Source organism: Listeria grayi (assembly GCF_900638015.1).
In the GTDB taxonomy this organism is placed as follows: domain Bacteria; phylum Bacillota; class Bacilli; order Lactobacillales; family Listeriaceae; genus Listeria; species Listeria grayi.
The window spans coordinates 280,074-303,804 of the sequence record NZ_LR134483.1 but is presented as its reverse complement, the minus strand read 5'-3'; the positions used below and the strand labels follow the sequence as shown (position 1 = coordinate 303,804).

Below are 23,731 nucleotides of genomic sequence, written 5' to 3'. Positions count from 1 at the left end.
GCGGATTTCAATCTCTTATCTGAAAACCACGTCCGTGTTTAATTATACTGTCTTTTTTGTTGTCATTTTGGCATGAAAATGACATAACGACCCTAGTGTAGATTATGTTGGCATTATATTATAATACAACAACCCAGCGCCTTTGTCAAGCTGTTTCTCCAGCTTAACTGCTTCTCCTTATTTCTTCCTATTATAATAAACAGCAGCGGCATTCATCCTCGCCACTGCTGCTGCATTTATTCTTCTATATAACTGGTATCCCCTATCTTGCCTACTGTAAATTTGCCATTTTCATACGTGAGTTCAGTAACACTGGCATTTGGCAACTGCTGATCTGTATCTGCATCTGTCCAATCGCTTATCATACTTGTGATCGCCATGCCGTGAGAAACGACCAGCACTTTCCCGCCGCCTGCTTTTCTCTGTTTTTCAGCAATTTCTTTCATTTCTGCCTGCATCCGCTTTTTAACCTCCGCACGTGTTTCTGCTTGTTTGGAAGTATCATTAGCGACGATCGCATCTACCGCTTTGTCCAAGCCGACTTTATCCAAATTAGCGACAAGATCATCCATATCTTTATAGCCTAGTGTTTTCGCAGCCTTCCCCCACATATTTTCATCAAAATCGCCTTCAAAGATTCCAAAACCGTTTTCACGCAGTTTCGGTGATTCGTTCACTTCTTTTTTCTCCTCACCCATTGCCTTTAAGATCAATTCCGCTGTTTCGCGCGCGCGACCTGAATCGCTAGTATACACGGCATCAAAATCGATTTTCTTTTCTTTCAGTCCTTTGCCCAGATCTGACGCTACATCACGACCGTCTTTCGTCAGCGGTGTGTCTGACCAGCCTTGCGCACGGTGAACCTGATTAAACATCGTTTTCCCATGTCTGGTTACATAGATCGTGACTTTCTCGTTTTTTTCTTTCTCGGGAGCCGACTTTGTTTCTCCGCCGTTCCCACATGCCACTAAGCTTAAACTCATTAGAAGGATGACTACTATACTGCTGATTTTTTTCATTTCTTGTTGCACTCCTTTTTTGTTTGAAATAAAAGAAAAAACCTAAATCGAGGAGAAATAGCACTTCTCCACGACTTAGGTTTTGCCTGCTTCACCAGTAACAACCCTGTTTATTTAATGCTATAATAGCACGAATCTCCCTTTCTAGCAAGCGCTTTCATAAAAACGCTATAAAGATATGTAAAAAAACTCGTTTAGCGGAGAAATACTTATTCCCGCTAAACGAGTGGCTATTTTAACCGTTTTTTCAGATTTTACAAGTTAGAAAATTTTTCCAACAAGCGAATCATTTGGCATGTAAAACCGTATTCGTTATCATACCAAGCAACCGTTTTGACTAATTGGAAATCACCAGAAGTGGTAACTTCAGTTTGCGTCGGATCAAAAATGGAACCATATGTCGTTCCGATCACGTCGCCGGATACGATTTCGCGATCGTCGTAGCCGAAAGAAGGATTGTTTTCGGTATGCTTTTTGAGCGCCGAGTTCACTTCATCGGCTGTTACTTTTTTGTCTAAAATAGCAACCAATTCTGTCAGGGAACCATCCACTACAGGAACACGTTGGGCATGTCCTTGTAGCTTGCCGTTCAATTCAGGGATAACTAACCCGATCGCCTTGGCTGCCCCGGTAGAGTGAGGGATCGTATTATCTGCTGCCGAGCGGGCTGCTCGCAAATTCCCGCCGCGCACTGGACCATCAAGTAGCATTTGTGTCGACGTATACGCATGGACAGTAGTCATCGTTCCTACCTTGATACCGAATTCTTCATGTAAGAAATAAGCCAGCGGTGCCAGACAGTTTGTCGTACAAGAACCTGCAGAAATAATTTGATCGTCAGCAGTCAGCGTATCGTCATTTACATTGTAGACGATGGTTTTCATTTGTCCTGCGGGTGCCGAGATCACCACTCGTTTCACTCCAGCATCTAAATGTGCTTTTGCTTTTTCTTCAGAGGTATAGAAACCTGTACATTCCAATACAATATCGACGCCGTCTTTTTCAACCCAAGGGATCTTGCTTGCATCCGGCTCTGCGTAAACTCTCGTTTCGACGCCGTCCACTTTTATTCCTTCCGATGTGGCAGTTACTTCGCCTGCATAAGTACCATGCGTAGAATCAAATTGCAGCAGATGTGCTAGTACTTCCGGGCTTGTCAGGTCATTGATCGCCACGACCTCGATATCATCAGAAACTTCTTTTATCCTGCGAAATGCCAAGCGGCCGATCCGGCCAAAACCATTGATACCAACTTTTACCGTCATACTTATCCCCTCCACCATTAATATACCGCTAGTATGCGCTTCTCAACTGATTTTTTCAACCGATATGATTGGTGTTTTCAAATCCCAGGGTAACGATTTCCGCACCTTTTATCTGACCTTCAAAAGCACCTGTTTTTTCTTCTAGCAAATTGGATCTGTACAGCTGTTTTCCGGCAAAGCGAACACGCAGATCAGCAATACGTTCCGTTAAATTATATCCTCGGAGAAGTAGATCGCTTGATGCTTCTTTATACTTCAATGCGGTTACGGAAAACGCATCCCCTTCGACTTCCAGAAAATGATGTTCCGGCGATTGCGTTCCAGTATGAATACCAGTTTGACTAAACGTGAACGGAATCTGGAAGTTTTTCGCACGTTGATAAGTAGCTGTTTCTTCGCCCGCTTGATGAAACTCGATGGCAAATGCGACTTGTTGCGCACCTAAACATTGCGCTTCCGGCGTCGGGAAGTAACCCCAGTCACCCAGTTCCCCAACGGAGCGTAAGAGTGTGAGCGCGATTTTCGGTTTCGCTTCATTTAGGATCTCATATTCATTTAAACCATAATTACTGACGGTTATCCCTTTTGATTCGTCCGCTAGATGCACAAATTGATGCTGATGCTGCGGATTTGTCGGGTTTTCCCATACAGCTGCCGGACGATTCGGGCGTGTCACTGTTTCAAAAATACTGTCTGCTTGGTGCTGCTCAGCGTGTATATCGGTTTGAATGATCGCACGAAGACGGTGATCTTTCACTTGGTTATCGAATGCGGTGAAAACTTGCAGTTGACGGTTATACTTCTCTAATCGAAGTGTCGTATGGATAACAAATGGCACCATCTCAACCGAACGCTTTGCTTCGCGGCGGCGGAATTCTTTGATTGCTTTTTGTTCACGTGCAAGCATGTCATCTGCTGAGCACGGCACCATCATTGTGGAAACTATTTCGATCTCAGCTACGTTTGCTGTATTGGAAAGCATGGTTACTGTGGTATCGCCGTCTTGGGAATAAATGCGTTTGCTATCCGTGGGTTCAAAGAAAATGTATTCGTTTCCGATATCTCCAGTTTCTTCATAATAGAGCACGTCTTCATAGTTAGTACCCGTTTGTTTATCAAACACAGCAACCGTGCCGTCTTCTCCTACCTGTACGCGCAAATAATCATTTTCCATTAGGCGCGGTTCCGCCGAAACTAGATTTTCTATTTCTGCCGCTTCAGCAGACTGTACCAAAGCGTAAGTTCGCCAGCTAAACGCCGGCATCTCTTCTAAGAACAGCGCCACTTTTACATAGCGTGCCATATACGGTACGCGGAAGCCATCTTTTGGAAGGTCATAACCAAACCGAACTTCGCTTCCCACCAAATCAAATGCTACTGTTTCGCCATGACTATCCTGAACGCAGATAGTCGGAATGCCTTTCTTTTCGAGTTTATCATAAAGGGTTTCATGATCATGGCCAGCGAATAAAATGCGTTCCCACTCGATCTCAACGATCACGCTTCCCGTCTTACGTGCTCCCGCTGTGTTCCAGACTACAAAAGGTTTGGCATCAGCTGGAAAGGCGCTGGTATCAACTTTTGCTGCCAGATAGTCAGCTGCTTCCGTAGCGATATAATCTGCTACTTCCTCTGCTTCGGCAAAACGTTCTACCATGGTGCGGTGAACTTCATCGACGCTGCAGCCGCAGATACTGTCGTGCGGATGGTTCTGCATCAGCTTTTTCCAAGCATAACGCAGTGGATCATGCGGATATGCTTTGCCAGCTTCTCCCGCCATCACTGACAGCGGTTCGGCAATGTTCTCCAGCAGTCTGCTTACTTTTGTATTTGCTTGTTTTAAATAAATACGGGCAGAGGCAGTATTAGCGAGCGTGTACCAACCATCCGATTCCTGACTAGTGAGTTCCCCCTCCACTTGGTTTAAATCTGCCGGGAGTTCTGCACGTACTGCTTTCAGATAATCATCAAAATTACTATGCACAAACTCGATCTCCGGATAAAGTTCATTTGCCAGCTGAATCGCAGCGGACAGATCTTTTTGAACCGGCTGATGATCACAACCATTCATCATCAACAGCTGATTAGTAGAGGCATAGCGTTTTGCATCTGCAAGCTTTTCATCCCAAAAAGCTCGTGCTGCTTCGCGTTCGCTTGGGATCTCATTCCCATTACTGTACCAATTCGCGAATAATAGTCCCAGCACCTTGCTCCCATCTGGACCTTGCCACCACATTTCCGAAAACGGCGAGGTATACTTATCATCATTGATGACGACATTATTAAAGCCAGTCGGTTTCACACCGCGGCCAAATGCCGCCACATCGATCCCGCCTTGCTGTAATATTTGCGCTGCCTGCCCCATATTACCGAACGTATCTGGAAAATAGCCAACAGAAACAGGATCTACCCCCCACTTCTTAACCGTCTCCATCCCTACAAGCATATTACGAACATTGGATTCACTGCTGGTAAGTAAGGCATCTTGTAAAATATAAAACGGCCCGATCTTTAATTTCCCGGCTTGCACCGCTTGCCTTAATTCCTGCTCTTTCTCCGGTCTCACTTCCAAATAATCTTCTAAGATAATGGTTTGACCATCTAAGTGAAAATAGCGAAATGCAGGATCTTTTTGAAAAAGTTCCAGCAGATCATCGATCAGTTCGATCAAGCGCATGTGGTGCTTTTCATATGGCAAGTACCATTCTCTGTCCCAGTGACTGTGCGAAATAACGTGTACAACTTCTTTCATGTCGTTGCCCTCCTATTTTTGGATTTGGATATCAAAATAATCCATAACAAGCTCACAAAACATCATATTTGCCCAAGAAAACCATTCTCTGGTGTAATTATTCGGGTTATTGACATCAAATCCTTCGTGCATCAGATTGGTACCGCCATCGCAAGCCACAAGCGTATTCAAGATCCGTTCTTTCTCAGCTTTGCTGGTCGTTGTCATTCCTTCCATCGCAAGCGCGATCGGCCAGATATATTCCGGTGGTGTGTGCGAACTCCCGATTCCTTTTGCATATTCCCCTTCATAAAAATAAGGATTTTCTTTGCTCGTAATCACTTTTCTTGTCGCTAGATATAGAGGATCATCCGCATCGCAATAGCCGAGGTACGGCGCTGATAAGAGATTGGGCACGTTGGAATCATCCATGATCTTGGCGCTACCTTTGCCGTCTACTTCATATGCGTAAATTTTTTCGCCAGTTTCAGACGTTGTCACGCCGTATGTTTTTATACCTTTTTCGATTTCATCACGGAGCTGTTTGATCTGTGCTGTTTTTTGTTCACTTGGTAAAATCGTCGTAAATATCTCTCTTAAATAATCCAAGACCACGATAGCAAACATATTACTTGGCACGAGATACCCGTAAATACAAGCATCGTCGCTCGGTCTAAAACCAGACCAAGTCATCCCTGTCCAAGCAACTTTACTACCGACCCCGTCTTCCACAAGCGTATCTTCTTTCCGATCTGTATCACGGACAAAACGGTATGGCGAGTTTTCATGATGTTGTTCTGTTTCCCATACCGCCAAGATCTTGTCGACCGCTTGTTCAAATGTAGCATTGAAATGACTTGTGTCGCCAGTTGCTTTATATAATAAGTAGCTAAGTTGAACGGGGTAGCAAAGTGAATCGATTTCATATTTGCGTTCCCATATTTCCGGAAGCTTCTCCGTATGATCCGTTTGATGTCCAGCTCCATTTGCTGTTTCATTGAAGGCGTTTGCATAAGGATCTAAACAAATAAACTGCATTTGCCGTTCCACTAGGCCAGCTATCATTTTCGCGATTTCTGCATCTTCTTTTGCTACCACAAGATACGGACGCACTTGCGCAGTGGAATCCCGCAGCCACATCGCCGGTATATCGCCTGTCAGTACAAAAGTTGTTTCGTCTGGCAACCGTTTTATGGTCGTTAATAAAGTATTTGCAAAACATGCGTTGAAATTTTTCGCCCAATCCGCATGTGCTGTTCCGCATTTTTCCGTAATTGTCTGCATGAAGTTTTTAACCGCTGTCGGCACTTCTTGATATGCCATTATCAACACTCCTCTAAATTTGATATATCATTTATACTCCACTACAGTATAATGAGGCTGACTCAAAATTGCAACCTTTAATTCTATTTTTGATTTTACAAGCTTGATATGCTATTATAAATTTGATATATCAATTATAGAAAAGGTGACGAAGCATGCCCAAAAAACCCATCTATCAGGAAATATACGATTTTTTAGCAAAAAAAATCTTAACTGGCGAACTAGCTGTCGGCGAGCAAGTCCCAACTGAGCAAAGCCTCGCGCAAAGTTTTCATACGAGCCGGATCACTTCTAAACGTGCGTTGACAGATTTAGAAAATAAAGGCTTAGTAGAACGCATCCAAGGAAAGGGCACGTTTGTAAAAGCCGCCGGAGAGCATGTGCCGCAGCAGCCACAAAAGAAAATCTTATTTTTATCTCCCTTCCCTAACCAGCATGATCTCGGCAATTTCACCGCCGGAATGTTGCCTTATTTGACCTCTCAGGGCTATCAGCTCCATATTCAAGATGATACTTATTTGACGCAGCCTAATTTTTTTGAATTGATCGGTCAATATGACGGCATGATCTATTATCCGCTGTTCAGCAATTCCAATTTAGCCATTTTATATCAATTGGCTTATCAAAAATTCCCGATCGTTCTGCTGGATAAAAAAGTGGAGGAGCTGGATCTACCATTAGTTACAGCGGACAATTTCGGCGGTGTTTATACAGCAACTAAAAGACTTTTGCAGACGCATGAACGCATTGCCTTTTTACATCATACGCCGCTAGGTCAGATATCCACTGTACGCCAGCGTTATCTCGGTTATTTGCAAGCGCTTCTTGAAGCGGGACAATCCTTCCAAACAGCACCGAATACAGATGCGAGCCAAGATGATGCTGCTCTATTGCAGTCTTATTTAGACAGTGGTGTCAGTGCAGTCATCGCAGAAAACGATCTTGTGGCTATCCATTTTATGAAAGTAGCGAAACAAGCAGGAATCAACATTCCGGAACAGCTTTCCATTGTTGGCTTTGATAATATCCAAGCCGCGAGTTTGGTAGAACCGGCGCTTAGCACGATCTCGCAGGACTTTCTAGCAATGGGAGAAGCCGCAGCAAATATGCTTTTGCAAGTCATCGCTAAGAAAGAACCCGCAAATGTCGAAGTACCCGTCCAATGGATCGAACGGGAGTCCCATTATTAAAATGCAGGAGTGATAACAATGAAAGCCATACAAATCGATACACGTCAGGGTACTGCCAATTCCGCTACTTATTCCAATGGAAATACACTACCTTATACCGGCGTTCCCTGGGGAATGAATTATTTTGTCGCCCAAACCACCAACGAAAAAGGAAGCTGGTTTTTTCATCCGCAAGATCATACTTTTCAAGGCTTTCGGCTGACTCACCAGCCGAGTCCATGGATGGGCGATTTTTCACAGCTACTTTTAACACCGCTTACAGGAGAGATCCAGCAGCATACGCTTTACGGCATTCAAAGTTCCTATCGTCCGGAAGAAGCTGCATTTAATCCGCACTATTTAAAAATCAAACAGCTCCGTTATCAGATTACAAGTGAATTAGTTCCCAGTACATATGGCGCAAAGTTAAAAATCCATTATGCTAAGAATGATTTGCATAGTCTTTTATTTTCTGCACCAGCTGAAAGCGCGATCGCCGTAGATTTTGACACCAATATTGTCACTGGTTATGTAAAAAACTTTGCTGATTGTGTGGATAAAAATTTTAAAATGTATTTTGCATTTACAGCGGATCAGATTTTTTCTCCGGCAGAAACTGGTTTTTTTGAAGGGGAAATAAGAAAAGCGGCTGATCATAATCAAGCGGATGACCAACTTTTTCAGCTCGCTTTCCGTGACTTTTCCAGCGGGACAGCGGTGGTCACGATCGCTACCAGTTTTATCAGTCCAGAACAAGCTCAACTTAATTTACAGCGGGAACTGACGGACGACTTTTACACGACAAAAGAAAAAGCAGAAACCGCTTGGAATGATTACTTAGGAAAGATCAACATAACGGATCGCGATAGCAAAAAAGTAAGCACGTTTTATCACTGCCTGTACCGAACTGGTCTTTTTCCGCAGCGTTTTTATGAATATGATGCGTTGGAGCAGCCAATTCATTACAATACAACGGCTAAGCGAGTAGAAAAAGGGATCTTATATACCAATAATGGCTTCTGGGATACCTATAAAACGGTCTTTCCGCTTTATTCCCTCTTGGTTCCGGAATTATACGCAGAAATGTTGGAAGGCTTCTTGAATAGCTATCGTGAAAGCGGCTATCTACCGAAGTGGCTCTCTCCTGATGAGCGCGGCATAATGCCGGGGACACTGATCGATGCAGTTATTGCAGATGCAGCGGTAAAAAACATTGGTGCTGAACTGATGCCGGACTTTTTGAAAGCAATGGAATATACGGCGTCTACTCCTTCCGCGAATGGCAATTACGGACGGCAAGGCGGCAAGGATTATGAACGTTTGGGTTACGTGCCACTAAGTTATCATGAAAGCGTCAACCACACGCTTGATTATGCGTATAGCGATTTCTGTATCTCTGTTGTGGCGGGGTATCTGGGATTGCCTGATAAAGCGAAAAAATACCGCGATCGCTCCCGCAATTACCAGCAGCTATTCAGCAAAGCAGATGGCTTTATGCGCGCAAAAGATGAAAACGGCCAATTCCGCACCCCCTTCAATCCTTTCGCTTGGGGCGGGGATTATGCAGAAGGTAGCGCTTGGCAAAGTAGTTTTGCTGTTTTCCACGATTTTGCCGGGCTGATCGAACAATTCGGCGGAGAAAATGCCTTCTTAGCTCGCTTGACGGAACTGGCAAATACGCCTCCTACTTTCGATGTCACTGGCTATCCTTATGAGATACACGAAATGAGTGAGATGGCAATGATCGACTTTGGCCAGATCGCGCTTTCCAATCAGCCAAGTTTCCACATCCCTTATCTGTTTACTTATGCAAAACGTCCTGATTTGACTCAATTATTAGTCAAACAGGCATGCAGTCGATTTTTTGATGATTCCTTTACCGGTTTCCCAGGCGACGAGGATAACGGCAGTATGGCAGGCTGGTATGTTTGGAGCACACTTGGTTTATATCCGGTAACGCCTGGCAGCGGCGAATATGTTTTGGGGATCCCTGCTTTTGATGAAGTAGTCATTACTCTGCCAACTGGGAAAATCGTGCGGATCTCTAGTCACAATAATACCGTCCAACATCAGTTTGTTGTAGGACTGAAATGGAATGGAGAAGTGTTTAAAAAGCTTGCGATCTCGCATCAGGAATTGGTTTGCGGGGCAGAGCTGGAGTTCGAATTGGGCCTCGTACCGCCACTTGGTGTTTACGACACAGCTATACCGCCTTTTTCAATTTAACGAGAATAGAAAAAAATCGCATGGAAATACCATTTGTAAATGGTTTTCCTGCGATTTTTTTCTTAGGAATCCAATTGATCACTCCACGTTTTGAACTGTTCAAAATAAACGTCATACTGTTTTGACCGCTCGTTATCAGGAAAATAACTTCGCTTCACACGATTATATTTTTCAAGTACGCTTTTCGCATCCAGCCGCGACTCGCTAAGTACTGCACAGATCATAGCGCCAAAAGCCGGGCCTTCATCTAGTTCGAGGACTTCGATCTCAGAGCCGAAAACATCTGCGAACATTTGCAGCCAAAACGGATTTTTGACCACACCGCCGATGATGCGGAATTTAGGTAAAGCTGGTGTTTCCATATTTAAAAAGACATTTTTCAAAGAAAAAGCAATGCCTTCTAAAACAGAGCGAATCAGGTCTGCTCGTTTGTGGTGCGCTTTTAAATTAGTGAAAGAAGCAGATAGATCGGCATTATAATAAGGGCTCCGTTCACCAAACAAGTAGGGAACGAAGATAACACCGTTGCTTCCGATCGGGCTTTCTTCCGCTGTTTTTGTAAAAGTTTCAAAGCTTTCGGTGGGAGCCATGATTTGTTTCAGCCAATCGAGCGAATAGCCTGCTGAGAGCGTCACGCCCATTTTATAATTCATACCTTCTAACGCAGAATGAAAATAATGGAAACGCCCGTCTACTTGGGTATGCGTTTCGGTATCATAAAAGAGTACCACGCCGGAAGTTCCCACAGAAATCAATCCCTGCTGATCAAAGTCTGCGATCGTTCCCAACGCACCGCAAGCATTGTCAGCCCCACCCATAATGATGCGAATATCATTTGCAAGCTTAAATTTTTGCTTTAACGCGGCTTTCAGATTTCCCGCTACTGCGGTCGACGGAATCACATCCGGACATTTTTCGATTGGTATCTCCCACTGCTGTAGTAAATTTTTGTCCCATTCGCCTGCTTCGAGATCGTATAAAATCGTTCCCGCTGCATCAGATGGTTCGGTATGTAGCTTTCCAGTGAGATAATAGACCAAATAATCTTTGGGCAGCACAAACTTCCACGTTTTATCCCAAAGCTCTGGTTCATGTTTCTGTACCCAACGGATCTTGGGTAGTGTAAATCCTTCGAGGGCGATGTTTTTTTCATGTTTCAATAAATGCGCCTTCGCTTGCTCGTTCAATTCGCGGACTTCCGCAGTGGTTCGCGTATCGTTCCATAAGATCGCATTGCGAAGGGGCTTTCCGTCGTTATCTAGTAGGACGAGTGAGTGCATTTGTCCTGAAAAGCTGATTGCTCGGATACTGCTTTTTAGATCAGAATATTTATCCAGCAGTTTTGCAAAAACAGTTTCAAATGCGTCTATCCATAATTGCGGGTCCTGCTCGCTGTATCCAGTATGTTCGGAAACGATGGTGTAAGCACTGCTCTCACTTCCCAGTATACCTCCCTTTTCATCGCCCACAATGATTTTCAGCGAGCTGCTGCCTAAATCGACCCCTAAATAATAGTTCATTCCTTTCCCTCCTATATCAACTCATAATCTGTAAACGCAGTATAATGCTGCCTAAGTTTGTCGGCTGATCCACTCTGCAGATAATTCGGCAGACGCTGCATTTCAAAAGTGATGCCGCCGAATTTACGAATGTTTTCTTGGTTTGGCTCTGCTACTTTATTCAGTGTGTAGATCACAGCTGCTTCTTGATTTGTCCGGATCTTCAGTTGATTCTTCCGATCAGCGGACTGCAAAATGATTCGAGGTAGCGTTTCGCTTTTTTTCGGAAAATAGTACGCCAGATCAATACCTCCCGCACATATCTCAGAGAGTTCTGTGCCGATTTGAAGTGCTTCTCCCACCTGTTTCCTCGTTCTGAAATCAAATGCTTGATAAAGCGGATCATCCAAATCAGCCAATTCTCCTGTCGGGACACATTGCTCATCGATGAGCTGCAACTTTGCGTCTTCGGTTTGCAGCCAATGTGTTTCTATAGTCGCAGCTGTTTCTTGATTTAAATTGAAATACATATGGTTGGTCAAATTAAAAACGGTAGGCTCAGCGGCGTATCCGCTAATCTCTATTATAAAATGATTCGCCTGCAATTTATAAATGATTTGAATCGAAGCAGGCTCATAATCAGAAAAATCATCTTGATAAGTGAGTGAATACCGATCTGTGTCGATTCTTTCAACTTGCCATTTTACTTGATGCAAGCCATGTTTGCCGCCGTGCAAATGAATACCGCCTTCATTCTGATCTAGCGTCACGAGATCTCCAACTGCATTTCGATAAAACGGCGGGAATGTCCGCCCAGCGTTTCGACCGATCATAGCACCGAAAAAATGAGGATTTTGCACATATTTTTCTATATCCGTATAATGAAGCACATAATTTGTATTGGTCTTCCGATTGATCAATTTGGTGATGATTCCGCCATGATCCAAAAATTCCAAGTGGATCGCATCATTTTCCAGTGTATAAGTATGCAATGATTTTCCTCCTTTAAAAAAGAGAGACAAGGCGCACCTTGTCTCAAACTCTTACAATATTGGGGTCCGTAAAGACATCGCTCTCATCGTCGCTCGGAGAAGAAAATTCTGAGATGACTGCCCCTTCTGCACCTGCTTGAAACCAATGTTTGATATTTGGATCGATCGTGTATTGATCGCCAGGATATAAAATGATTTCATGTCTGACAGTATAATAAGCATCTTTTCCTGGCGGTATCTCGCTGGCGATCCCGCCTTCTGGCTCAGGGCCTTCCACATATAAGTAGACGCTCCCTTTTCTGCAACGGAATGTTTCCTGCTTCCCGGGAATATCTCCTTTTGGAGGGTGCCGGTGTTCTGGACATGTTTGTTTCGGCAAAAGTACCATCTCTTTGGCACAATAGCGGTCGTTATTGATATAGACAATCAAGTTAAGTGCTTCTGTTTCGATATTATCAAGCCCAAAATCGGCAAAATCGATACGGTTTAATTCTGATTCCGTCAATGCAATCCCGGAGTCCAAGAATGCTTTTTTGACGCGTGCTTCATAGTCTTTCATCATTGATCCTCCAATCAGCTGATTTTCATATCGTCCCATGAGATATCGTCTTCTTCTTTTTCTTCCACAATAACTTCTGCATTCGGGTCAACACGTTTTTTCAAGATCAAGATCGATACAGCGGTCGCAAGCGAGCCAATCAGTAGCGCTGCCAAAAATGCCCACGGGTGAGTCATCGTCGGAATAGCAAACATTCCTGATGCCGGGATGTGACTGTCTGCGCCCCATAACATGCTGAGCCCGCCGCCAATCGCGCCGCCGATACCTGTGGCAATGACATTTCGTAACAAGTCATTCAATACGATCGGGAAACAACCTTCTGTAATCTGGCAGATCCCCATTGGAAAAGCGGTCTTCAATGTTTCTATCTCCTGACGATTAAAAATATTCTTGCGGATGACTTTCCCGATAAAATAAGCCATTGTAAGCCCAAAAGGTGTTACCATCGATGCTAATATCAATACGGTGATCGGTTCATAGATCCCTTCGGAAAACATGGCAAACACAAATGCGAAAACAACTTTATTGATCGCGCCGCCATAGTCGATTGAAGATAAGATCCCGATGATCGCTCCGTAAACGAAGAGCGAAGAAGTATTCAAGCCGCCTAAGTAGTCAGTGATCAAACCGGTAAACCAGTTGATTGGCGTCCCGATAATGTAATACATGACCAGTCCGGCGATAAAAGAACTTAGGAATGGAATGACAAGTGTCGGCATCAGCCCTTGCATCCAGCTAGGTACTTTAATGAAAGCTGTAATAAGTAAAACCACAATACCAGCAATATATCCGCCGACTAACCCGCCTAGAAAACCTGCGCCAATACCGTTCGCAACCATCCCGACGATCAAGCCTGGTGCAATACCCGGCTTATCCGAAATGGAGTAGGCAATCGCTGTGGATACGATCATCGGCAAAAGTCCAAGGCCGTAGCCACCCATGGTGGTCATTGCATCCGCAAAAGAAAAACCTTCTTTGAATTTTTCGATCGTTTCGCCGCCTAGCATATTTCCGATTGCAAGCAAAAAACCTGAAGCTACTACAATGGGCAAAAAGAATGAGATCGCTGTCATTAAATGCTTTTTAAAACCTATGTTTTTGAGTGCTTCCATCAAACTTACCTCCTACTTTTTATACTTTCAGCTCTTCTAATTTTTCGATCAGCTTGGTTGGGGATTTTACAACAAGTCCAGTTGGTACTTCCACGATCTTTTTACCTAAAAAGCGTTCTCTGCCGCCAATCTTGATATCCGCTGCGATCACCACGACATCTGCTTCGCGGATCTCTTGGTCCGTCAAGGGATCTTGTGTCCCCGACAGACCTTGTGTTTCGATTGCTACTTCATGACCTCTGCTTGTACCTGCTTTGATCAATTTTTCTTTCGCGATATAAGTGTGGGCGATACCCGCAGTACAAGCTGCGATTCCTACGATTTTCATCAACAAACACTCCTTTGCGATTTAGTAATACTTCACTTTATCATTCGACTTGAATAAATGGATCTTTTCAAGTGCTACTTTTTTCGTTTCTTCCATACACGCTGGGAATAAGACATTTGGCTCGCGGATCTCGCTGTTCCCGCCATTTAAAACTTCCCGTAATTTATTCGCGAATACGATTTTGATATCGCTTGAGATATTGATCTTGTTGATCCCCATCGTTACAGCCGTGCGGATCTCATCGTCTGGATTACTAGAACCGCCATGCAATACAAGCGGAATGTCTACGCGACCGGCAATATCTTCTAAAATATCAAGTCGCAGTTTCGGATCAAGATTTTTCGGATAGATCCCATGAGCTGTTCCGATCGCCACAGCTAAACTATCTACGTCTGTTTGCTCGATAAAGTCTTTCGCAACTTCTGGATCTGTATAAATGACCTCGGTCACGCCGCCTTCAACAGTATTCCCAGTGTCGCCGATCGTTCCAAGTTCTGCCTCTACCGATACTCCGACCGGATGCGCCGCTGCTACGACTTTTTTTGTGATAGCAATATTTTCTTCAAATGATAAGTGAGAAGCGTCGATCATAACAGATGTAAATCCTAATTGAATGGCATGAATCACTTGTTCATAGCTAGCACCGTGGTCTAAATGGATACAAACAGGTACCTTGCTGTGGTTGCCTAAGAATTTGACTTGGTCGACAAAACTGTCTGTCAGAAAACTCAATTCATCTGGATGGATCGCGATCATAACGGGAGACTGCGCCTCTTCGCAAGCTTCCATCACCGCATTTAAAAGTTGTCCTGAACCTGCATTGAAAGCCGGCACCGCGAATCCATGTTCATTTGCTACTCCCAAAATTTCTTTTCCGCTTACTAACATTATTATCTCTCCTTTAAGATTTAGTGATCAATCTATACAAACCATCTATCGTCTGAACTTTTTTCAAGTTCTCGATAAATGTTTCGTCCGCTAATAGAATGGCGATTTTCTGCAGCAATAAAATGTGCGTCGTATTTGCGTCTGTATCTCTTACTGCGAAAAGAATAACAACACTGACACCACCTCCATCCAGTGTTTCCCATTCGATCTCACGCTTCAGTGTGGCAATGGCAACGGTCGTTTCCAGCACTGCTTCTGATTTCCCATGCGGGATCGCAATCCCTTCGCCGATTCCCGTTTCGCCTTCTGTTTCGCGTAAATAAACGTCGTCAAGAAACATTTTTTTATTTGAGATATAGCCTTCCTGCTCCAGCAGATCCCCTAATTCTTCTAAGATCTCTGCTTTGCTGTTGGCTTCTGAATTGATACGCAGTAGATTTTTATGGACGATTTTTTCTAATTCAAGTACTTCCATTTAATTCATCTCCTTAAAAAAGTAATTGATCGTTTGGATATCTTTTTCTGTAAGCAGCGGTCCAATATTGAGAACTGGGATCTTGCCGATCTGCATCGGTACTCGGATCGTAGAAAAAATCAAATCGATATTTTCGTTGATAAAATCCAAGTTTTTCCTGGCTTGGCGCTGGCTCATGGTCGCGACGATATTCAAGTCGGGAAAGCGCTGCTGGACTCTTATTTTGAGAAGTTCTGAGGTTCCGACTCCTGTGGAACAAATCAACAAGAGGTTTTTCTGTTCCTTTTGTTTGATCTTGTATTTTTCAAAGTAAAGGGTGATGTAGCCCGTTTCGGCATTGTTGATTTTTTTCTCGAATGCTAGTTCTTTATTTATTTCATTAGATGCCGCTTTTACTTTTAAATAGGTGTCGCGGTATTCAGAGATCACTTCATCCAACATATTGTTTTCGATCCCGATCCCAAGCCGTAATCGGCTGAGCATGGGTAAAACATGCTGATAGAGGTCTTCATAAAGTGATCTTTGCGAAGGTAGCAGACTGATATCACTGATGCCGAAAAATCGAGTAATGTAAGTTGTCGTGATCTCTTCGGCAAGTTTCTTATCGATATGGCTGCTTTCACGTTTTTGGATATTGATAGAATAGACATTTTGAAATAGGAAATACGTTTCCAGCTCGTTTAAAGCAACGCCAACGTATTCTGTGACATTTTTGACGATTTTTTCTGCCACTTCCTTAATATCTGAATTGGCTTCCATCAAAAGCCGTTCATCGTTTTCGAGCGGTTCCTGACTTTCCAAGTAGCGCACTTTGCCATCACGGTAGCGTTTGATCAGCATGAAAATGTGTGTGTAAAGGGCGACGTCATAAGGATAGTTGATGTATTCACCGATTTTTTCTTCGATCAGGGCGATCTGACTGTCGATAAAGTATTTATCGAGATTGTTGATCTCGACGTTGATTTCGCCCAAACTATTGTTTTTGTTGATTTCCAGCAATAAACTATTGATCGCTTTACGAATATTCGTTTCTTTTCCGCTCAGCCAGATAAAATCCTGATCATAGTGTAGATTCAATTCAAAACGGCTGACGATCGCACCGATCTTTTTCATTTTTCGAACTCGTGAACTCTCGCTCAAGTATTCATAATTAGGTAAACTTCTACGCACCGTTTTTTTCGGATGTTTAAAAAGTAGTGTCAGTACTTCATCAAATAAGTCATTTTCCTCTTTTATCGGAACAACAGAGTAAATATCTTTATTGAGAAAAAAGTTATTCAGTTTGTATCCCTTTCCTGCTTCTGAATCTACGAGTGGGACGTGGTAATCTTTTAAAGAGATCTCGTTGATCCGCTTGACGATCCGGTAGATCGTCTTCGAGGAAACATATAATTCTTTTGATAGGTATTTCGCAGAAACAAATTCTTCAAAGTTTAGATGATTGAGTAAAAGATTTTCTTTAGAACTGAATATCATGTCCCTCACCTCTTGACCTTATTATATCGTTATTGTATTCGCTTACATTTCAGTTTATGTCTATAGTTACGGACAATCTGATCCTATCTCCGCATCCAATCACTCCTTTTCTTATTTATTAAGTAAAAAAAGAAACTAGCATTGGATCTGCTAGTTCTTTCTTTAATATTCGCTCATAAGCGTGAGAAAAGCTACTTATAAAGCTTTTTTATTTTCTAAAATCGTTACTTCTGTTCGGGCAAGTTCTTGATTGTGATTGTTTTTCCCAACGACTGCTACCTTACTGTTTGCAGAAATACCGAGTCCTTTGACATAATAACGAAACTCGCCGCTTGCCGGAATCGTAGTAAAGGATTTTCCGTCTACCTCAACAGTCACTTTCTTGACGTCACCTGTCGCTATACCGGTTATATAAGATTCCCCCACTGTAAAAGCATTTGTTTCCACGGTGCCGCTCTGTGCTTGGATCTCCACCGGGGCAGAGGTGATTATTCGGTTTAATTTGTCTCTGCCGATAAGTTTCACTTGTTGATCCGTGGTGTTGATCTTGTTACCGATATAATAGCGGAACTCCCCATTCGTAACGGAGATCGTAGCATAGACCTGCGAATCGATCTGGACGGTCACCTTTTGGACATCGCCGCTTATATGACCAGTCAAATAACTGTCCCCCATTTTGTAGACATCTGGTGTGATAGTGCCGGCTGTTTCACTTAAGACAAGCGGCTTACGGTCCAGCTCTTTTCCATAACGGTTAAGTCCGACTACTGTTACTTGTTGTTTTTTGCTTTGAATCAGATTGGATGTATAGTAATGGATCTTACCGTTTTTCACGGGAACGGTTGTCATTTTTTTGCCGTCTACTTCCACGTATGCCTTTGTGATCGAAGCGGTAGCTGTCCCTTCGATATAACTGCCGGAGCCGATTTTGAACGGCTGTAGCTGCAATATTCCTGCATCTTCTGCCAGCGATAGTTTCGTACGATCCAGTTCTTCTCCATCAGCACCATAGCCAATCACTTCTATATCTTGCTTTTGCGAAGTGATCTTGTTGCCGGCATAATACTTGTAAGTCCCGTTACTTACAGAAATGGCTTTTTGTTTGATGCCGTCGATTTGGATGGCGACTTTACGAATGACTCCTTTATACGTTCCTTGGATGTAGCTGTCTTTATCTATGGTAAAGGTTGTCGCGGTAATAATACTTTTTAATTTTACAGGTACTTGAACGCGGTCTAACTCTTTGCCATGCCGATCATAGGCGACTACCCAAACATCTTGGTCTGGAGAAGTGATGTATTTTTCGGCCGGATACTCAAAATCGCCATTCACTTTCATAAATGGTGTAAATTTACGATTCACGATCAGACAGATTTGATAAATATCCCCTTCTGCGGTTCCTGTTACGGAGCTGTCTTTATTGATAGTGTAAAGATTTGCCGACAGTTTGCCTGCTGCATCTTTAATATAACGGAAGGTCATTTCTTTATCCGTCTTCCCCATCACACCTTGCGGAGAATCCGTGACAGATTGGAAAACGAATTGATCGATCTCGTATTCCGGAACACTGTAGCTTTCTCCTTCTTTCAGTTCGACCGTATAATCATCGTGTAGTTTTGCTCCGGTATCTTTATCGATATAGTGGGCAGTTAGTTTGTGTGTTTGGATTTGTTTTTTATAATAGATGGTTATCTCTTTGTCTGCATCAGCAATCGTTCCTGTAAGTAAAGATGGCTCTGATTCTAATTTGTAACCATCCACCGTGATAGCAGGGATCGTATAGGTGGCCCCTGTTATCCCCGTTGTGACGTAATCTGCATGTAGCTTATTTCCTGTATCGGCATCTAAATAATGAGCTGTTACATGATACTCGGCTTGTTTTTTATACATCAGTTGGATGATCGTATCACTAGTCAGTTTTCCAGTCAATGGAGCTGATGTCGCTTCTAACTCATATCCCGGAACATCAGCCGGTATTTGGTATGTTTCGTCTGCTGCTATTTCTGTTGTATAATCAGCTTTGATTTTCCCGCCAGTATCCTGATCGACATATTCTGCTGTAAGCTGAAACCCTCCAGCTGCGTGTACTTGATAGCTTGAAAACTGGCTCGTCCCCGTTATCAGCAGTACCATGATCACCAAACTAGTTATGAACTTTTGCATGTATTCCTTCTCTCCCTCTCTCACTTGATCCCTATTGCTTTATACGTCACGATATATGTAGCCTCCGCTACAGCTGTAAAATAATCCGTACGATACATTTCTCTCCCTTGGATAAGGTCGATCATCAGTTCATTCATCAAATTATTATGCCCTTTGATCAACGGACTGTGCGCTTCGGGCGTCGGCATGATCATCAGATGGTTGTTGATCCCATATTTTTCTGTTAACACGCGGCGGAACTGCGAAATGGCTTGGAAACCATAATCGCGTACTCCTGTGAAAAAATGAAACTGGACATTTTTCTTTTTTTCTTCTAAATGTGCAAATGGCTGTTCCGTCTTAAAAAATCGCATCACCTGCGCCTCAAAGTCTGGATCCCCTCCAAAAAACAGCTTTTTCCCACTATCTCCAAATGGATGAACGGAGATCGTCAAATCGGGAACTAAGCAGAAAACATCATCGATATAAGGATTGGTAAGTCCCAACGTCACTGCACCAGCGCCGCCTTTGGAACTTCCGATCAGAATTACTCGTGTATATCCATGCTGCTGGATCATTTTGGTCAGATGCTGACTGATCTCCTCATAAATAAACCTTCCATTATCAAATAAATACCAGCCATATAGCCCCGAATAGTAGTCTTCCAGATAAAAGAAATCGGCTGGCAATCCTCTTTGCGAAAGTTTCATAAAGTGATAGTATTGATGCACCTTTTTGACTGCTTCTGCCGGTATCGATCCAGCAGATACTTTGTCTGCGTAGTCCTGATTTATTTTTGTAAACGCGCCTTGCATGACAACAACTAATGTACTTGATCCATTTTGGATATGTTTGCCTTCAAATCGTATACTCATTATTTTCCTCCTTTCCTAAAAATGCAGATTTTCTTGGATGATCGTGAGGATTTGATGTAGCGAAAATCCATTCATCCTAACAGCGCTGTATCCAATGATCAGAAGAAAGACACTCACATAAAAAAACTGCGAGAGCATGGCTCTTTTCGTTCTTACCCCAAATGTCAACCATTGATCATCCATACGCTGGGCTGCCATTTGTTGGAGTTGGTATGCTTTGCGCTCATCCAAACTCCATTTATTGAATTGATGGACAAACTTGCTGTACTCAAGGCATACCGATTCGCTCTCGCCATATGCCTTTAAAGTGCCGTAATGGAGCCAAGCTGTTTTGTCGCACATTTCTTTTATTTGACTGATGGAATGGCTCACGAAGAAGATCGTCTTGCCTGCTTGTTTGAATGTAGCGATCTTCCGTAGACATTTCTCATAGAAAGTCTGATCTCCAACTGCAAGCGCTTCGTCGATGATCAATATATCGGGATCGATCTGCACCGCTATGCCAAATCCCAACTTTGCCTTCATACCGCTGGAATATTGTTTGATAGGTTGATCTATAAAAGCATGCAGCTCTGTGAAAGTAATAATGTCTTCGAGATGCTGTTCGATCTCTTTCTTTTTATAACCCATTAAAAGCATTTTCAGATAAATATTTTCACGCCCTGTTAAATTAGGTTTCAGCCCCGCTCCGATAGCGAGTAACGATACCACTCCTTCGCGTGTGATCGTTCCTTCTGTCGGCTGTGTCAACCCGGCGATCAGATTGGAGAGCGTTGATTTCCCAGAGCCGTTCAGTCCGATCAGCCCTACTGTTTCTCCCTTTCCGACCTCAAATGAAATATCTTCTAATGCTTGAAAAACAGGATAACGTTTCTTACGGAAAGGATTTCGCAGCCAGTATTCTGCTTTTTTCTTTTCTAAACTGAACCGCTTGCTTACTTTCTCGATTTTCACTGCTACTTCCATTTGAACTGCTCCTTTACATATACTCGATAAAATAATTTTTATAGGCCTTATGAACTTGTGCGCCAATAAACAAAATCAGCCCTGTTACTCCCCAAAAATAAAGCAGCCACCACGGATCTTGCCAAAACCAGCCACGGTCCAAAAAGGCATCGCGGAACCCTTCAATCAAATACACGAATGGATTCAGCCGTAGAAGCTCGGTGATCAAAGAATGCGGTTTTTCCGAAATATCGATAACGGCACCAGAAATAAAGAACAACAGTCGCATCATAGAACTGATAATAAGCTGATAATCACGAAATACGACTGAAATCGCCGAATTCAACAAAGAAAAGGCAAATAACAACACGATCATAGCGATAAAATAGTAAAAAAACTGCAGCCACTGCCAGGTTGGATAATAGCCTTGGAGGATAAAGCAACCCAGAAAAATGCTGAGCATAGAGAAATAACTCGTCAGCCCTTTGACGATCGAGATAGAAGGAAGGATGCTGATCGGAAAATTGGTTTTCATAATCGAACCTAAATTACTGTAGATCGCATTAGCTCCTGTTACGATGCTTGAACTGATATAAAACCACGGGATAACCCCCATCAGCATCCAATAGATATAAGGTACGTCAGAATCCAACATCGTCTTGCCATGAAGCCTGAGCCCGAAAACGATATAATAAATCGCAATTTGGATAGCCGGACTTAAAAATTCCCAAAACAGTCCCAAATAATGACTTTGATGCGCCGATTTTTTGTCGTATTTTGTTAACCGAATAATTGTATCAAGATGTTGCCATTGTTCCCGAGCAATGCGGTATACTTCTTTCATGTCTTCCTACTTCCTAACGAGCGCTTGGATTGTCCGCAATAAAAACGGAGCAAAATATAGGCCCGTATCACTATGATTTTCATAACTTTCCAAATCTAACTGGTAGGCAACTCCGCGTTTGTCCAAATGCTGCAGAAGCGGCGCCAGATGTTGTGGATAGTGAAAATCGCCTTCGCCAACGTGAAAATACATGTCCGGAAATTTCTCAGCGACTGCGACTTCATGCAAGATCAATTGATTCCAGAAGCGCTGACCTTGTTGCTGATTTTCGCCAAGCAGACGTTCATAGCGCTCTCGCATAGAAGGTGAGTTGGCACGTTTATTCAAGTAATCAGCGATGTATATCTGTGGTGCCCCGATAATCGCCTTACCGAAGTTATATTTCACACTATAATAAAGTGCCGCAGCGCCGCCTTTGCTTGATCCAGTCGCAATGATACGCTTGGCGGAGATATTGTATTGATTCGCTATTTTTGTGATCAGCGCGATCACTGCCCGCTCAAAATCATGTTCTCGATTAAAGCCTACATAATAGCAGAATTGCTCTTGATAGGAATCCAATAGAAATAATTTATGCACATTGACAGGCTCCAGCGTCCGGATATGATTATAGACAGGTGGCCCCCCTTGGAATTCGGTCGAATAAAGCCCCGAAAAGGATAGTAGCAGGGTATCTGACGCCCCCTCTGCCGGCTGGAAAAGATACTTCACCGGAACATCATTAAAGAAGATTTTTTCATCTGCCAGTGTCGTGGTGAGCAAAGCTTGATTTTTACAGTCGATGTTCAGTGTTTCTGTCAATTCATTGTAAATAATCGTATCGCCTTCTTTGACAAATAGCCGTAGCTGGTAAGCCCCGCTAAATAGTGGCTCTACCTGAATGGTCGTCACGGTCTCCAAGGGCTGATACCAGATTTTTTGGATTGCTTTACCGTCTTGATAGATATAGTATGCGTAGGTCAAGTTCTCGATTTTCTTCGCCGGAACGCTAAAAATCAGTTTTAATTTTCCGTGACTGTATTTCATCGGCATGCGATTAAGTTTGATTTTCATGATTTTATCACCTGTTTTCCTCTTAACAAGTACGTATGCCGATCGACTTCAATCAATTGCTTTTCTCCTGCATACTGCTTGCTCCGTGTCATATTTTTTAAAACATTATAGATAAATGCCGTATATTGATTGACTAATTGGGTGTGCCGGTCCTCTGCATCGTTGACAACAAGATGCGAATCGACTCCATGCTCTTTCAAGAATTGATGATACTTTACCAGAGGCGCATATTGGATATCGTTTGTCCCTGTATAGAGATAAATGGCTGCCTTACTTTTCCGATTTGTGATCGCCTCTTTAAAAAAGAACTGATTGACTTGTTCGGAAAAATGCGGATCTGATCCTAGAAATAGATGTTTTTCATTTGGACATAGTACTTGCAGATAATCAGCCACATATATTTGAGGAACTAACGAAAACACATGTGTGATAAGTGGATTGATCAATCCATAAAGAAGCGCACCCGTCCCGCCTTTGCTTGAACCAAAAGCGATCACTTTTTCATACTGATATTTCTGGATCAGGCTTGTCAGTTCTTGATTCAAAGCTTCGTGGACAAACTTGCCTCCATCGATAAAATACCAGCCATAACATTTCGAAAAATGATCTTGGATAAATAAGTAGTCTGCTTCCGGAAAATTTGTCGCAAATTTCATCCAGGTATAGCGAGCATGCAGTTTTGCCACCTCGTGCTGTGCCATCGTGTCTGCATAAATAGCTGGAATGGCATCATTAAGAGGTTTTGCCGCATTTTGGAAAACGATTATCAATGTTTTATTTCCATTTTGAATATGTTTACCATGTAACATA

20 protein-coding genes are annotated in these 23,731 nt (G+C 43.0%); 2 read left to right on the top strand and 18 right to left on the bottom strand.

All coding sequences use genetic code 11. The features are described 5' to 3' along the window. Nucleotides 1-236: 236 nt before the first annotated feature. From EL241_RS01510 to EL241_RS01495, 4 genes are all read right to left on the bottom strand, one after another. Nucleotides 237-1,019, bottom strand: coding sequence for a histidine phosphatase family protein (locus tag EL241_RS01510; RefSeq protein ID WP_036103510.1), 783 nt, complete (start codon nt 1,017-1,019; stop codon nt 237-239). A 254-nt stretch (nt 1,020-1,273) separates the two neighbouring features. After that, nucleotides 1,274-2,284, bottom strand: a complete 1,011-nt coding sequence (gene gap, locus EL241_RS01505) for a type I glyceraldehyde-3-phosphate dehydrogenase (protein ID WP_003757297.1) — start codon at nt 2,282-2,284, stop codon at nt 1,274-1,276. 55 nt (nt 2,285-2,339) lie between these two features. Beyond that, a complete protein-coding gene (locus tag EL241_RS01500) occupies nt 2,340-5,036 on the bottom strand; it encodes an alpha-mannosidase (RefSeq protein WP_036103506.1) in 2,697 nt (898 codons plus the stop codon). Nucleotides 5,037-5,048: 12 nt separating this feature from the next. Continuing rightward, nucleotides 5,049-6,338 (bottom strand): glycoside hydrolase family 125 protein, encoded by a 1,290-nt coding sequence (locus EL241_RS01495; protein WP_036103503.1) that lies wholly within the window; start codon nt 6,336-6,338, stop codon nt 5,049-5,051. 155 nt (nt 6,339-6,493) lie between these two features. On the opposite strand from EL241_RS01495, the gene EL241_RS01490 reads away from it, so the two are divergent. Then, the gene (locus EL241_RS01490) at nt 6,494-7,528 is read left to right on the top strand and encodes a GntR family transcriptional regulator (RefSeq protein WP_126320287.1); all 1,035 of its coding nucleotides are present in this window, start codon (nt 6,494-6,496) and stop codon (nt 7,526-7,528) included. Between the two features lie 18 nt (nt 7,529-7,546). Further along, nucleotides 7,547-9,733, top strand: a complete 2,187-nt coding sequence (locus EL241_RS01485; RefSeq protein ID WP_036103500.1) for a GH92 family glycosyl hydrolase — start codon at nt 7,547-7,549, stop codon at nt 9,731-9,733. Between the two features lie 62 nt (nt 9,734-9,795). Here the strand turns inward: EL241_RS01485 and xylB are convergent, their stop codons facing one another. The 14 genes from xylB to EL241_RS01415 all read right to left on the bottom strand — a co-directional run bounded on the left by xylB (nt 9,796) and on the right by EL241_RS01415 (nt 23,730). Beyond that, the gene (xylB, locus tag EL241_RS01480; protein WP_036103496.1) at nt 9,796-11,253 is read right to left on the bottom strand and encodes a xylulokinase; all 1,458 of its coding nucleotides are present in this window, start codon (nt 11,251-11,253) and stop codon (nt 9,796-9,798) included. Nucleotides 11,254-11,264: 11 nt separating this feature from the next. Further along, nucleotides 11,265-12,224 carry an aldose epimerase family protein gene (locus EL241_RS01475; protein ID WP_036103495.1) on the bottom strand — a complete coding sequence of 320 codons (960 nt, stop codon included), beginning with the start codon at nt 12,222-12,224 and terminating at the stop codon, nt 11,265-11,267. Between the two features lie 43 nt (nt 12,225-12,267). Beyond that, a complete protein-coding gene (locus EL241_RS01470) occupies nt 12,268-12,786 on the bottom strand; it encodes a D-lyxose/D-mannose family sugar isomerase (protein ID WP_036103693.1) in 519 nt (172 codons plus the stop codon). Between the two features lie 11 nt (nt 12,787-12,797). Further along, nucleotides 12,798-13,895 (bottom strand): PTS fructose transporter subunit IIC, encoded by a 1,098-nt coding sequence (locus EL241_RS01465; RefSeq protein WP_003757277.1) that lies wholly within the window; start codon nt 13,893-13,895, stop codon nt 12,798-12,800. A 19-nt stretch (nt 13,896-13,914) separates the two neighbouring features. Next, nucleotides 13,915-14,223 carry a PTS fructose transporter subunit IIB gene (locus EL241_RS01460; RefSeq protein WP_036103493.1) on the bottom strand — a complete coding sequence of 103 codons (309 nt, stop codon included), beginning with the start codon at nt 14,221-14,223 and terminating at the stop codon, nt 13,915-13,917. A 21-nt stretch (nt 14,224-14,244) separates the two neighbouring features. Continuing rightward, a complete protein-coding gene (locus EL241_RS01455; protein WP_126320286.1) occupies nt 14,245-15,111 on the bottom strand; it encodes a ketose-bisphosphate aldolase in 867 nt (288 codons plus the stop codon). Nucleotides 15,112-15,124: 13 nt separating this feature from the next. After that, nucleotides 15,125-15,586 (bottom strand): PTS sugar transporter subunit IIA, encoded by a 462-nt coding sequence (locus EL241_RS01450; RefSeq protein WP_003757274.1) that lies wholly within the window; start codon nt 15,584-15,586, stop codon nt 15,125-15,127. Further along, nucleotides 15,587-17,062, bottom strand: coding sequence for a BglG family transcription antiterminator (locus EL241_RS01445; RefSeq protein WP_036103491.1), 1,476 nt, complete (start codon nt 17,060-17,062; stop codon nt 15,587-15,589). Nucleotides 17,063-17,257: 195 nt separating this feature from the next. Continuing rightward, nucleotides 17,258-19,225 carry a MucBP domain-containing protein gene (locus EL241_RS01440; RefSeq protein WP_036103489.1) on the bottom strand — a complete coding sequence of 656 codons (1,968 nt, stop codon included), beginning with the start codon at nt 19,223-19,225 and terminating at the stop codon, nt 17,258-17,260. A 20-nt stretch (nt 19,226-19,245) separates the two neighbouring features. Beyond that, nucleotides 19,246-20,079, bottom strand: a complete 834-nt coding sequence (locus EL241_RS01435) for an alpha/beta hydrolase (RefSeq protein ID WP_126320285.1) — start codon at nt 20,077-20,079, stop codon at nt 19,246-19,248. 15 nt (nt 20,080-20,094) lie between these two features. Beyond that, nucleotides 20,095-21,045, bottom strand: a complete 951-nt coding sequence (locus tag EL241_RS01430) for an ABC transporter ATP-binding protein (protein WP_126320284.1) — start codon at nt 21,043-21,045, stop codon at nt 20,095-20,097. Nucleotides 21,046-21,058: 13 nt separating this feature from the next. Next, nucleotides 21,059-21,868 carry an ABC transporter permease gene (locus EL241_RS01425; protein ID WP_126320283.1) on the bottom strand — a complete coding sequence of 270 codons (810 nt, stop codon included), beginning with the start codon at nt 21,866-21,868 and terminating at the stop codon, nt 21,059-21,061. A gap of 6 nt (nt 21,869-21,874) precedes the next feature. Beyond that, nucleotides 21,875-22,921 carry a prolyl oligopeptidase family serine peptidase gene (locus tag EL241_RS01420; protein ID WP_036103485.1) on the bottom strand — a complete coding sequence of 349 codons (1,047 nt, stop codon included), beginning with the start codon at nt 22,919-22,921 and terminating at the stop codon, nt 21,875-21,877. Then, entirely contained in the window at nt 22,918-23,730 is an 813-nt protein-coding gene (locus EL241_RS01415; RefSeq protein ID WP_036103482.1) for an alpha/beta hydrolase, read from the bottom strand. Before EL241_RS01415 ends, EL241_RS01420 begins: the two co-directional genes overlap by 4 nt. Nucleotide 23,731 lies beyond the last annotated feature (1 nt).